At 60.4% G+C, this 12,979-nt stretch carries 12 protein-coding genes; 6 read left to right on the forward strand and 6 right to left on the reverse strand.

Annotated features, from left to right (window positions below; genetic code table 11):
- The first annotated feature begins 18 nt into the window (after window positions 1–18).
- The 3 genes from AC3WON_RS04725 (at window position 19) to AC3WON_RS04735 (ending at window position 3,345) form a co-directional block, all read left to right on the forward strand.
- Window positions 19–1,545 carry a M81 family metallopeptidase gene (locus AC3WON_RS04725; protein ID WP_492351236.1) on the forward strand — a complete coding sequence of 509 codons (1,527 nt, stop codon included), beginning with the start codon at window positions 19–21 and terminating at the stop codon, window positions 1,543–1,545.
- A gap of 328 nt (window positions 1,546–1,873) precedes the next feature.
- Window positions 1,874–3,058 (forward strand): IQM protein middle domain-containing protein, encoded by a 1,185-nt coding sequence (locus AC3WON_RS04730; RefSeq protein WP_492351237.1) that lies wholly within the window; start codon window positions 1,874–1,876, stop codon window positions 3,056–3,058.
- A gap of 80 nt (window positions 3,059–3,138) precedes the next feature.
- Window positions 3,139–3,345 carry a helix-turn-helix domain-containing protein gene (locus AC3WON_RS04735; protein ID WP_492320337.1) on the forward strand — a complete coding sequence of 69 codons (207 nt, stop codon included), beginning with the start codon at window positions 3,139–3,141 and terminating at the stop codon, window positions 3,343–3,345.
- A 107-nt stretch (window positions 3,346–3,452) separates the two neighbouring features.
- On the opposite strand, the gene AC3WON_RS04740 is transcribed toward AC3WON_RS04735, so the two are convergent.
- Window positions 3,453–5,663 carry a penicillin-binding protein 1A gene (locus AC3WON_RS04740; protein ID WP_492351238.1) on the reverse strand — a complete coding sequence of 737 codons (2,211 nt, stop codon included), beginning with the start codon at window positions 5,661–5,663 and terminating at the stop codon, window positions 3,453–3,455.
- A 348-nt stretch (window positions 5,664–6,011) separates the two neighbouring features.
- Here AC3WON_RS04740 and AC3WON_RS04745 point away from each other — a divergent pair, with 348 nt between their 5' ends.
- On the forward strand, window positions 6,012–7,565 hold the full coding sequence (locus AC3WON_RS04745) for an acyl-CoA synthetase (RefSeq protein ID WP_492351239.1): 1,554 nt from the start codon (window positions 6,012–6,014) through the stop codon (window positions 7,563–7,565).
- 59 nt (window positions 7,566–7,624) lie between these two features.
- Here the strand turns inward: AC3WON_RS04745 and AC3WON_RS04750 are convergent, their stop codons facing one another.
- The 4 genes from AC3WON_RS04750 to AC3WON_RS04765 all read right to left on the reverse strand — a co-directional run bounded on the left by AC3WON_RS04750 (window position 7,625) and on the right by AC3WON_RS04765 (window position 9,862).
- Entirely contained in the window at window positions 7,625–7,792 is a 168-nt protein-coding gene (locus tag AC3WON_RS04750) for a hypothetical protein (RefSeq protein ID WP_492351240.1), read from the reverse strand.
- 31 nt (window positions 7,793–7,823) lie between these two features.
- Window positions 7,824–8,807: a phosphotransferase enzyme family protein gene (locus AC3WON_RS04755; RefSeq protein WP_492320341.1), complete on the reverse strand. Its 984-nt coding sequence runs from the start codon at window positions 8,805–8,807 to the stop codon at window positions 7,824–7,826.
- Between the two features lie 56 nt (window positions 8,808–8,863).
- The gene (locus AC3WON_RS04760) at window positions 8,864–9,169 is read right to left on the reverse strand and encodes a hypothetical protein (RefSeq protein ID WP_492351241.1); all 306 of its coding nucleotides are present in this window, start codon (window positions 9,167–9,169) and stop codon (window positions 8,864–8,866) included.
- Window positions 9,170–9,631: 462 nt separating this feature from the next.
- Entirely contained in the window at window positions 9,632–9,862 is a 231-nt protein-coding gene (locus AC3WON_RS04765) for a hypothetical protein (protein ID WP_492320343.1), read from the reverse strand.
- Window positions 9,863–10,158: 296 nt separating this feature from the next.
- Between AC3WON_RS04765 and AC3WON_RS04770 the strand changes: the two genes are divergently transcribed.
- Together AC3WON_RS04770 and AC3WON_RS04775 are read left to right on the forward strand one after the other, a co-directional pair.
- Window positions 10,159–10,707 (forward strand): PAAR domain-containing protein, encoded by a 549-nt coding sequence (locus tag AC3WON_RS04770; RefSeq protein WP_492351242.1) that lies wholly within the window; start codon window positions 10,159–10,161, stop codon window positions 10,705–10,707.
- A gap of 2 nt (window positions 10,708–10,709) precedes the next feature.
- The gene (locus AC3WON_RS04775) at window positions 10,710–11,273 is read left to right on the forward strand and encodes a hypothetical protein (protein WP_492320345.1); all 564 of its coding nucleotides are present in this window, start codon (window positions 10,710–10,712) and stop codon (window positions 11,271–11,273) included.
- A gap of 384 nt (window positions 11,274–11,657) precedes the next feature.
- Here AC3WON_RS04775 and AC3WON_RS04780 read toward each other — a convergent pair whose 3' ends face one another.
- On the reverse strand, window positions 11,658–12,179 hold the full coding sequence (locus AC3WON_RS04780) for a helix-turn-helix transcriptional regulator (RefSeq protein ID WP_492351243.1): 522 nt from the start codon (window positions 12,177–12,179) through the stop codon (window positions 11,658–11,660).
- Window positions 12,180–12,979: the final 800 nt, after the last annotated feature.

Consider the following 12,979-nt stretch of genomic DNA (forward strand, 5'->3'; position numbering starts at 1 on the left):
ACATTCCGGAGCATTCCCGTGACTTCAGACCAATCGCCCGTCCGCCTGGCTGTTGCCGGACTCATCCACGAGACCAACACGTACGCCGCCGAATTCGCGGGCATGACATCACTGCGCGCGTTCGAGCAGTATCGGGGCGACGAAATCCTGGCGGCGTTCGACAAATCGAATCATCAGGTCGGCGGCTTTATCGAAGGCGCGCGCAGGACCGGCGCCACGCTCATCCCCACCTATGTCGGGCAGGCGACACCGTCGGGCACGATCGAAGCCGGCGCGTATGCCGCCATGAAGCAAGACATCCTCGAAGGCATCCGCGCTGCGCTGCCGGTTGACGGCGTGCTACTAGCCCTGCATGGCGCCGGTGTCGCCGACGGCACTGAAGACGTCGAAGGCGATCTGGCGCTTGCCGTTCGCGCGCTGGTCGGGCCAGGTGTTCCGATTGCCGCGGTCTACGATTTGCACGGCAACATGACGGACGCGATGCGGGATGCCTGCAACCTGACGTTACCGTGCAAGCTGTATCCGCATACCGACTTCCATGAGCGGGGCGTCGAAGCCGTCGAGCTGCTGCTTGAGGTGATTCGGGGAAGGCTCACACCGGTCACCGCAACGCGACGCCTGCCGATGCTGCCGTACATCGTGACGACACAAGACGGATTTGTCCCGGCGGAGGTCAATGACGTTTGCCAGAAGCTGGCCGCCCAGCCGGGCGTGATCGACTGCTCGTGGTTCCATGGCTTCCCCTACGCGGATATCGCGGCACCCTGCCCGATGGTCGTGTGTACTACGACCGGAGACGCTGCACTCGCGCAGCGTTGCGCTGACGAAGTCGCGCAATGGATCTGGTCGCATCGCGAGGAATTCCGTCCGACGTTTCCGACCCCCGCACAGGGCGTCGCCCTTGCCCTGTCGGCAGCAGAGGGGCCTGTCGTTGTCAACGAGTACGCAGACAACCCGGGCGGCGGCACACCCGGAGACGGCACGCATTTGCTTCGCGCGTTACTAGACGCCAATCCGCCCGCTGGCACGTGCTGCTTCGCGTCGATCAACGACGCTGCCGTGGTTGCACAAGCGCAGCGTGCGGGTGTCGGCACTACGGTCAGGGTCTCGCTGGGTGGCAAGCAAGGCCGCTTCCAGGGCGCGCCGATCGAGGCCGATGCCTATGTGAAATGCATCACGGACGGTCGTTTCGTCAATCGCTCCGGCGCGATGTTCGAAGGCGTTCGCTTCGACCTGGGCGCGATGTGTCGCCTGATCATCCATGGTGTCGATGTCATCGTGGCTTCGCGCGCCGAGCAGATCTATGATGTCGAGCCGTTTGCGCTGCACGGGCTGGATGTCAATGGATACAAGCTCATTGCAATCAAGGGCGCCAACCACTTCCGTGCCGGATATCGGACGGTGGCCAGGCAAATCATTTCTGTCGACAGTGAAGGCTTGAGTACGGCTGCGATAGCGTCGTTTCCGCGTGAAAGGCTCGTCGGAGAGTTTTGGCCCTTGTGGGATGAGGTGCGGTTCGACGGCGATGCCGACGCGCCAAGATAACGGAGCGCTTCCAGCGTTCGAATGTCGAAAATCGGGTAGGTGTCCGGGTAGATGAAATGCAGAATTCCTCGATGGACCCTTTTTACGCCCCTACCCGCGCCCCATCCATCAAAGCCCGCCGCCTCGCGGCCTTTTTGTTGCCATCGGACTCCTGATCCCCGGCCTTGCCGTCCTCTCACTGGTAATGGGTGCATTCAGTATTACCAGTTTCCAGGTATTGCACACGGCATGGCGCGGACTCATGATGGACTACCTTCGCTGAGCCAATAGCGCTGCGCGAAAGCCGACGCTCGCACTGCTCATCATTCCAGTCCACAAGAGGCACCACATGAAACCCACCCTGATCAGCCTGGAGGCATTTAAGAGTAAGACCAAACTTTCCGGCTTCCGAGGCAGGAGGAAGCTACTGAAAATCGACATGCTGCTGGAAGCATGGGTGACCAATCCACCGCCGACAGCAGATGGGCGTATGCAGCATCTTGGCACCCTCTTGGGTGCGTGTGACGAGTGGATAAAGATTAAGGCGGGGAAAGAATCGACGAACAGCGCGTTGCGAAGCATTGCTGTGCGGGACCTTCGCAAGCAGGTGCTCTTACTTATGAGCTACGAGCAGTTCGAACGCAAGAAGCAACTCTCCGGCCCCCGCACAGGAGTTCCCCTTCAAGCTGGCTACTCCGTCGAGCGAGTGCTGTTCAATCAAGCCAGGGACCAGTTTCGCCGTGCGGGAACGTATGGATTGGACCAGACGATTTCGCCGGTTGGCGGAAGCTTCGCCCATGATGCTCACACAAGGCAGCCATCTCCGTTGGTCCAAGGTCGACAGTTCGATCAGTTCAGGCCAGAGGACTTCACTGCCTACGAGAAGCTGGCTCCCATCTCAAGCCAAAGCATGTATGTCCACTATATGCGCAAGCATGAGCGCCTTGGAACGATGCTTACCGTGTCAAATGGGCGGCTTAGCCGCAACGGTGCCTGGTATTCGACGCCCAGGGGCATCACGATCTATGCCATGGATCTCTACGGAAACCTGTTCGTGCAGAACAGCACCGAAAACGGGCGCCTGGTCGGCAACGTCAGCTCGCAATTCAATCACTCGTCGCTCAATGCTGGCAATAATGTGATCTGCGCTGGCGAGATTGTGGTCGAAAATGGCATCCTTCGCGAAATCTCCAACGCCAGTGGGCACTATCGCCCTACCAGAGAAAATCTAATCGAATGTCTGCGCGTACTAGCGGATGATGACCTGAACATGGACGAAGCAACAGCGATCGTCCATACGGCTACAGGGGACGAGCGCGATTCTGTCGCCGCCCTTTGCGCGCCGGGGCAAGCGACCGCTCCGACCCCGCCGCCTGGCAGGCCGCGAGCGAACCGCCACGCCCCGCCGCCTCGACTTGAGCCTGCAGCCGAGCCAAGTCGCGGATGGAAGAGTGGCAGGAAGCCAGCGACCGCTCCTCAATCAGAGCCCGTCGCCGAGCCGAGCCGCGGATGGGACAACGGCGGGCCATTGTAAGGTTGAGCCTACAAATGGCTGAGAGCTGGCTAAGCCCCTGGACAGCCGCTTGCGATCGGCCACAGCCAGAGGTGTAGTGCATGGTTCACGCCGCCCGGCTCTTCATCGAGCATGGCTTTGGCGCCACCAGCGTGGAGGCCATTGCCGCCGCCGGCATTTCCAAGAAAACCTACTACACCCGCTCTGCCGGCAAGGCAGAAGTCTTCGAGGCAGCCGTGCTGCGCTACGTGGCCCAGAACGCGAGGCGCGAATCTTCGCACGCGTCCGGCAACGGGTACCAACGCTAATCGTGATTACGCATCGCCATGCGCTGGTCCAGGCGTCAGATCGCGTATATCGCGTCGCGAACGGCAAGCGTTCAAGAGCATTCTCTGAGCGTTGCGAACGCCCGACATCAGAACCTCCAGAAGAGGAACTGCCGATGCCGTTGCGCACGGACCGTGCGAGACGGCCGGCTCTCGGGGCCGAGCCGCGCATCGGGATCGATCGCCCGCGCGCGCAACGCCATGTCGTAGAACGCGCCCACCATCGGCAGGGCGCTGTGCGCGCCCTGGCCCCAATGGTTGCCGAGCGTCACACGTCCATCGTCGAAACCCACCCACGCGCCCGCGACCAGTTGCGGATGCATCAGGATGAACCAGCCATCCGTGTTGTCCTGCGTCGTGCCCGTTTTCCCGGCCACGTCGGCGCGAATCCCGAAGCGCGTCCGGATACCCGCGCCGGTGCCCCGGCTGACGACGTCGCGCATCACGTCGACGAGCGTTTGCGCTGCACCGGCGGGCAGTGCCTGCTCTGGCGCTGCCTTCGCGAACTCGGCGAGCACCTTGCCGTCGTGATCCTCGATGCGAGTGACCATGCGCGGTTCGATATAGGCTCCGCGGTTCACGATCGTGCTATACGCGGAGACCATTTCCTTGAGCGTGACCGGGCTGGTGCCGAGCGCTAGCGACGGCACCGCTTCGAGCGGACTCTCGCGCACGCCCATCGCGCGCGCGAGCCGTGCGACCTTCTCGGGGCCTTCCTTTTGCATGAGCTGCGCGGTGACGCGGTTGCGCGAATACGCCAGCGCGTCGCGCAGCGTCATCGGCCGGCCGGTGGGCGGTTCCGCATCGGTAGGCCGCCAGACCGCATCCCCGGCCAGTGGAATGACGACGTTCCGGTCTACGATCGTATCGCTCGGCCGCGCCCCGTCCGCGAACGCCGCGCCATAGACGAACGGCTTGAATGTCGAACCCGGCTGACGCCGTGCCTGCTGCACATGATCGAACGGTGCATCGCTGAAATTGCGACTGCCGACCCATGCCTTGATATCGCCGTTGCGTGGATCGATCGCGACAAAGCCGGCCTGGACCTGAGTCTTGCTCCGGCAAAGCGCGCGGACAAAGGCAGGGTTCGTGGCGAGCTTCCTGAGTGCTGCCAGGTCCGATCGGCCAGCATCGCGTGCAGCGCGATAGTCGGGCGTTTGCCGGATGAATGCCTGGAACAGTTCGTTGCCCGGCCAGCAGCCCGTGCGTTCGTTCCAGGCTTCGTTCGCGATCCATTGCAACTGGTTCGCCTGCCAGTCCACCGCCTGCGTTGCCATCGCCTGCAGACGGAAATCCAAGGTAGTGCGCACGACCAGCCCGTCGGCATAGATGTTGTAGCCGTTGCGATCGGCCCACGCGATCAGCCACTTGCGCAGCTGCGCCGAAAAATGCGGTGCGGCGCCCGGTTGCGCGGTCTGCAATGCGAAATTGACGTTGAGCGGTTGTCGCTTCAACCAGTTATAGGCATCGGGATTGAGCTTCCCATACTTATTCATCTGCCCGAGCACGGTATTGCGCCGCTGCACCGCGCGATCGGGATTGAGCACAGGGTTGTAAGTGCTGTTGGCCTTCAGCATGCCGACTAGCGTTGCGCTCTCGAGAATGTCGAGCTGATGGGCCGATTTGCCAAAATAGGTGCGTGCGGCCATTTCCACGCCGTAGGCGTTATACAGGAACGGCACTGTATTCAGGTACGTCTCGAGGATCTGATCCTTGCTGTACACGGCTTCGATCTTGAACGCCGTGATCGCTTCCCTGAGCTTGCGCGCGAGGGTCGGTGCGCGGCCGATCTCCTCGGGATACAGGTTGCGCGCGAGCTGCTGCGTGATCGTCGAGCCGCCCTGCCGGTCACCGGAAAACGTATGCAGCGCAGCCGACGCAGTACGCATCCAGTCGATGCCGAAATGCTCACGGAAGCGCCGGTCTTCAGTTGCGATCAACGCTTCCACCATGTACCGCGATATCCGCCCGAGCGACACCCACTCGCGATTGGCCGGTTTGAATTCGTCTATCAGCCTGCCGTCGGCCGACACAATCAACGCTGGCCGGTCGACACGGGCTTTGCGAATGTCTCCGATGCCCGGCGTGAATGGCACGAGCGCAAGCACATATAGCAGGAACAGCGCCGGCAATGCGGCGAGCGTCAGCACGATGCCGCGTCGCGTCGGGTGACGAAGGCGGCGCATCGCGCCGTTGAAACCGCGTCTGGCTATGGTGCTGCCGGCGGCGCAGAGCGGTGGGATGCGTGCGAGCCACCGTGCGCAATATTCACGAAACAACGATACATGGCGGCGATTCACGATGGCGGGCGCTGGCGGAAAGAGCGGGATCGTACCAAAGGGGAAGCGCGCTTTTGATACCAAAGCAGAGCGGTGGCACGTGGCATTAACAGACGATTACATTTGTTTCGGGTGGCTAAGGTTCTGGACATATCGCAGCATCGAGCTGGGAGAGCCTGCGTATGCCTACGTCGGCGTGTCGACGATCAGGACAGAGTTGCTTGCGTCCCGCGGCACGAACGCATGCCACGCTCGCCCAACCCGGATCGGGTGGGGCAGCCTTCGTTACCGGGATAACCCTGTGCCGCAAGTCCGTGCCCGAAGGTTCAATCGCTTCTCTTTGCAGCATGACATGACGGAGCATCTCCCGTGAACCTGACCGATACCCTGCACCGATCCCTTCAGCAATCGCCGGAGAAAGTGGCCACGATCTTCCGCGGGCGCCAGCGCACATTCCGCGAGTTCGGTGACCGCGTTGCCAGACTGGCGGGTGCGCTCCAGACCCTGGGCATGGGGCGCGGCGACCGGGTCGGAATGCTTGCGCTCAACTCCGACCGCTATCTCGAATATGCGATGGCCGTCTGGTGGGGCGGCGGTGTGCTGAATCCGGTCAACTCGCGGTGGAGCGTGCCGGAAGTGGTCTATTCCCTCGATGACTGCGACACCGGCATCCTGATCGTCGACGACAACTTCCTGCACATGGCGGATGGCATCCGCACGACCGCCCGGCGCTCACCGATTCTGATCCATGCCGGCGATGGCGAGGCGCCCGCCGGCATGCTGTCGTTCGACACGCTGATTCGAGAAGCGGCGCCGGCCAACGATGCCCATCGCGGCTACGAAGACCTCGCCATTGTGATGTACACAGGCGGCACCACCGGCTTCCCGAAGGGCGTCATGATGACCCACATGAGCCTGTGGACTGGCTGCATCCAGCGCATGGCCGATACGCCGCCAATCCGGAACGGCCGCGTGCTGCACTCCGGCCCCTTCTTTCATATCGCAGCGATGAACCGGCTGCTGATGCAATTCATCGCCGGCGAGACTCACGTCATCGTGCCGTCGTTCGAAGCAGGCGAGGCGCTCGAGACCATCGAACGCGAGGGCATCACGGATCTCGGCCTCGTGCCGACAATGATCCAGATGCTGATCCAGCACCCGGATTTCGGCAAGCGCAACCTTTCCACCCTGCGCCGGATCGGCTATGGCGCATCGCCGATCATTGCATCGGTACTTGAGCAGACATTGGCAAAGCTGCCGGGTGTGGACTTTGCGCACTCATACGGGCTGACAGAGACCATGATTGTCTGCACGAATCCGCCCGAGAACCATGGCGAGGCCGCCCGCACACGCGGCTTGCATCTTTCGGTCGGCAGGCCGGCATACGGACTCGCCGTAAAGATTGTCGATGCCGATGGCGCAGAACTGCCCCGCGGCTCGGTGGGCCAACTGATCGTTCGCGGGCCGAGCGTCACCCGTGGCTACTGGAACAAGCCCGAGGAAACTGCCCGCGCCCTGCGCGACGGCTGGCTCCACACCGGGGATGGCGCATACATGGATGAAGAGGGCCATATCTTCATTGTCGACCGCCTGAAGGACATGATCGTCAGCGGCGGCGAGAACGTGTACTCGGCAGAAGTCGAGAATGCCATTGGCCGCCATCCCGACGTGGCAATGTGCGCAGCCATTGGCATCCCCCATCCGGTATGGGGCGAGTCCGTGCATGCGATCGTTGTTGCCAAGCCAGGTGCAGCGGTGAGCGAAGGCGAGATCAGGGAGCACTGCCGGCAGTTCATCGCGGGCTATAAATGCCCGAAGTCGGTGGAATTCCGTACCGCGATGCCGTTGTCCGCTGCGGGCAAGATTCTCAAGAGGGAGTTGCGGGCGCCGTACTGGGATGGGAAGGGGCGCAACGTCAACTAGAGGAATGGGTGGCCCACCTCCCGAACGTGTGCCGGGAAGGCTCTTTGCACAACGCTGTATCAAGTAGCACCAACGATACGCACGCCGACAAATCTGGCCGGGACGTTCTCCATGGACTGCGGATCGTTGATGCTTCGCGCGATCCATCGGTTGAACGCCTCGTCGGAATGCAGAAGCTTGTACCATTCGAGATCGCTATGCCTCGCAGTGCGGATCTCAATCTTCATGAGAGCCCCTTCGCTGGTATTTCCTTCTTGCTTACGCGAACCAACGGTCAATGGCCAACTGACCTGACACTGCGCGGTAGCTCAGATCATCCACACGTTTGCACAGCTCGCGCCAAGTGGTCTCCTCCAGTAGACAGTAATCAAGGAGAATGCCGATCGACCTGATCTCGTTAAGCAGGACCAGAGCAGGGATCGAATGGCGAAACCCCGGGGAGCCATACAACGCTGGCATATAGGCATTGACGAACGCACGCCACAAAGACGCTGAATCGTCTCGGCCTTCGGTCTCGAGCCACCATCCAATGGTGGCCAGGTCAAACCATTGCGGCCCGCATCCACAGTCGTCGAAGTCGAACAACGTGACTCGCCTGCCTTCGATCCGCATATTCGCCATTCGGAAATCGCCATGGCAGAAGCCGATGGGCATACCGGCAGGCGGCCAACCGGCAGCCGCCAAGTGCTTGCAACGGTCCCTGACTGTCGCTGCTGCGCTACCGGCAAAGGCGAACGCTTCGGCCAAACGGTTCAGCGTCCGATATGCCTCACCAAGCTCTGCAATATGTCTGCTTGGTGCGAGCTCGCCCAACGCAGGCTGCGCATGAAGACGCTTCAGCGCGTTCGCGGCTGCAGCGAGATCATCACAGGTCATCTCCACAGGACGTCCCACTGCCGCGTCAAACAAAGCTGCATGACGTATAGCACCGTCCGACAAGGCAAGACGAAAGCGCCTTCCGCCCCGGAGCGTTGAATGTGCACTCGATACTTCCAGCAGATCATCCCGCTCGATTCGCGCTAGCAAACGCAGCTCGGCGTCGATCTCGACTTCGCCTCGTCCATGGGTTCTGTACAGACGAAGGTAGTAGGTCCGATCGGCGGAATCCGTCAGCGAGAATGTTCGATTCACCCCGTGCACGACTTCATGCACTTCGATCGCGTCTATGCCGTAGACGGTTGCGACGGCCCGCCGCACCATTGCGACGTCGCCAGCCGATTTGGTTTCGTGATCAATGGTCATGGCCTATGCGACCTGTCTCATGGCAAGGACCGGGGAGCGCCCTACGGATCGATAGACTATCGGATCGACGCCCCGCGACTCGGCCTGCAGCCGTGGATGCCGTTCGGGACGATCGATGCCGTGTCCGCATCAAAGTAGATGCCATCGTATCTGTCGCCGGAGTAGAGGAACATGTAGATCAGCTTGCGCTTGAACCGCCCCCGCAAGCGGACGACGGGGCTCATGCAGTCATTGCGTGAGGCGGTGCTTGGGTCCACATACTTGATAAGCGGCTGGTCAGAGCCCTTGTATAGAACAACGACATCCCAGCCAATGAACCGCATCGGGGTATCGTTCTCGTTATCGAACGTTCTGGCTTGCATCTGCCCCCCTCGTTCACCAGCCCTTAGCACGCGGTACTGTACGTAGCAGTCCCCGCAGGCGTACTGCATGTAGATGACATCGATCGTCGTATTGTCGCTTGAGAGCGAGAATGGATATAGGAGTACGGCCAGGACTCCGGCACCCATTAGCAGCACCGAAGACAGGGCAAGGCCGGGTATCTTGCAAGCAAATTATTTCATTTGTCTGGCCTCCTTTTGTACAAGAAGGTCCCTCCAGTCCCGGGATTGGTTTCTACCGGATTGGCTGTGGCCCAAGGCAACACGGATGCGGACAGGCCGGTTGAAATGCTACATAGACCTCGCTTACTGGACCCACGCTCTTACCACTGGTCCGAAGCTCAAGAATCGCGGTATCGATTTCCGAATGCTCGATCCGCTCCGGCACCAGACCGATGGCCCCCAAAGCTGCCTTGGCGCTTTCCAGGCGCATCATGGCTAGATTCATCGATGGCCGTCCGCTGTATGCTCGCCTGACAAAGACGGCATATTGCCCTCCACTGGGAAAGCTCTCTTCATTCTTGCGTTCCACTCGGCCAGCTTGCGTACTTCCGCTGCCGGCAAGACGCTGTCGGCGTTGCCAAAGCTGAGTTCGTGCTCGAGGCCGATCAGCGCGCAAGGGAATGTGGGGCTGCACCACTTGAACAGCAGGGCAGCGGTGAGTCTTCGCAGCATGATCAATCTCCGATGTTGACGATATAGCCTGCAATGTTGTTCGCATCGGCGATGCAGAACTGATCGCACATCCGGGCCTTCATCTCGAAGTTGCGCAGAAGCTCTATACGCGGTGTATTTAGTGCTGTCTTTACGGCAGATCAACATCCCGAAGATGCGTGGGGGTACCCCGGCACTGCGTTGATCGGGCGCCGCGGAAGATGTTCTCTCTATTGACGTCGCAACGTTCGCGCGGTTCTATCCCATGGTGGCGCTCTGTCACGCTTGATGGAGCTTCTTCCAGCCGAAGGGAACCAATGCCAGATATTCGTTACGCACTAAAGAATGGCGACCCAACCACTACAGGTGGCCAACTCATCGCCCATACAAACCACATGATCCACCATGGCGTGAGCGTCGGCGTGGAAGGGGACATTGCGACGTGTCCGGCCTGCAAATCAACCGGATCGGTGATGAACGATTGCTACCCGGCTTTCGACATTCTCGGCAAACAAATCCTAGTGAGTGGCGCCCGCGTCAATTGCAGGTGCGCAAACAGGCCCGTCGTTCTCCATACCCAGCACGATTTCACGATCGAGGTCTCTCGCAGCGGGTACGGCCAAGCACAGATTGCGAGTAACGCTGTCCATGGCGGAGCATCTGAAGATAGTGTTTTGGGGCTTGCATATGACGAGCGCTATGTTATTCGCGACGGGAGCTCGCAGGATCCAGTTCCGAATATTGCTTACGCGATCAAGCGAGGAAATGGTGAAGTTGAACATGGCACGACAGATGCCGATGGCCGTACGCACCTGCTATCAAGTGTCGCGCAATCGGAAGACGTCGGAATTTATGTGGAAGGATGAGCATGACCAATACGATCATTTCCCCAAACGGCAAGCGGATGACAAAGGTCGCCACGCGCACGACTACACCTGCCAGTAATGACGAACCGAAGTCAGTCTATATCGAGCGAGAGTACGTAGAAGTGTTTGTCTTCGATAGCTTGCCACGCCCTGCCTCCGCCTTCGGACACGTTGCAATAGGAATCGACGGTACGGTGTACAGCCGAGCGCATGAACGGTACTACAAGGGCTCGCTTTCGGAATACCTTAAGAGCAATACGCAAAGGGTCAAGCGCGATGTGGCTGGGCTGTACCTATGGGTTACCCCGCGCGAGAAGACCATTCTCCGCGATGAACTGGACAGACGGGTGATGGTAGACGCAGAGTATAGTGTGCTCAATAACTCATGTAGTTCGAATGTCGCGGATGTGCTGGAGATGATTGGCATCATGGCGCATGACCCCCGCTATTTTCCGACGCCAGTATCCCCTGCGGAGTTGCTCGCCGCACTGGAAAAGTCAAACAGGCTTATCGAACGTAGGTTCTACGGGAAGGGTTACGAGGGTGGCGCGTCCGGCAATTGGTAGGGTATTCATCTGGAGTGCATGTGCTGCTGCGTTGTGCCTCGCATACGCTTGGTTCAGCGGCTATGTCATCGACGTCGCGGGGCGAACGGCAGTAGCCCCCGTTCCGCTGCACGATAACCCGCTTGACGTATTGCAGCGGCACGGGCCTTTCAAGGGAACCGTTCCGCCGGGCACACGATGCCGACTGGTCAACGTCGAGACGAAAGCTGTAGTTTCCTACCGGTTGAAATGCGGCAACCTCGACGGTTGGACCGATGAAGCCGATTCGTTTGATCCACCACTGGGAATTGGTTTGTTCGGAAGCGCTGAGTAATTCGCCAGCCTTGGTCGGCTCCTCGCCCTCCCCGGCTATCGAACGGTTGGGTGCGTTCCATTGCGTCGCCCCTACCCCACCAGCGCCCGAAACTCCCGCGCCATGGCAGGCACCACCTGACTGGCGCACCGTGCGAGATTGACTTGCATGGCCGTGGCGGCAACATCCAACAGGATCGGGTCAATGCTGTAATCGCGCTGATCCAGCCATACCAGCACATCCAGCAAGTGCCAGAGTGTGGTGCTGCCTTCATGCACCGGCGCCGGGAAAGACTCGGGATTGCCGAGCATCAACTTGCGCACGTTCTGGCGGGACATGCCGACGGCATCGGCGATATCGGTGAGTCCCACCAGATCGGGAACCGCTTCGATCAGCGTCGCGGACGGCATGGCGCGCCGGGCATCGGCAAGGGCGCTTACCATGGCCGACTTAGCGGAATCTGCCTCGCGGACAAATGACAACGCCACGCGTCCTGGCAGGCCGGTACCCACGAGTGCGTCATCACAACCTGCCTCGCCCAGGCGTTCGGCCAGTGCTTCAATGTCGTGGTCGGCCTGCGACAGCAGAAATCTGAAAGTGAAGGCGTATTCCATGGCTATTTCTTGGTCTGCAATGTATGGGGCGTCGTCATTCACGCAGCGGCATTCCTTGTTATTGCGGGGGCAATAGAGGCGACCTTAGGCGTGCCCGCTCTTCATTCACGTCGAGAAGATCGTCACACGCCGATCCTCAGGATCACGAGCAAGCAGCATGTGGCGCGTCGGCGCGCGTACGTGCTTGCCAAAGACATTCACCAGCCGTCCGCCCCTGATCTCGTCACAGACCATAGCCGTGCGCCCCATCGCCACGCCCCGGAGGTTCAACGCAGCGCTGATCGCAAGGTTCGGCGGATTGAACCGCGTCCCCTCCAGATGCGAAATCCGTGCCGGGTGACGGGCCTCAAATCATGTGCACCATTCCAAGAACTCGGCCGCGCCGACCCATGTCGATATGTCATGCAGCAACACGACACCGTCGAGCGAAGCCGAGGTCCACGACACTCCTGATACTTGGATCAGTGCCGGATAGGTTGTGGCCCCGGACAACAAGCATGTGGGCATCTGGGGTTGATCGCAATAGCGGCAGTATTGATGTAGCGGACTACCTGCGGCTTCAGGTCCGTTCTTGCCAGGTGCGCTGGGTCAACGCTTCTCTCGACAACTCTGGACACCTGGATATCAGCCACCCCGACGCCGAGGTTCTGGAGGGCTTCCATTAGGTGTATCCGCCGGATTTCCGCAAGCCGAGCGGGTACGCCCGCAGCTTTGTTTGCCTGGACCTCAACGTAGAACTCGCCCGCATTTGGAAACCTGAGCCTCAGTTCAGACCGCCAGTCGGCCAATCGCAGCATCTC

Source organism: Cupriavidus sp. FW305-46 (genome assembly GCF_058787075.1).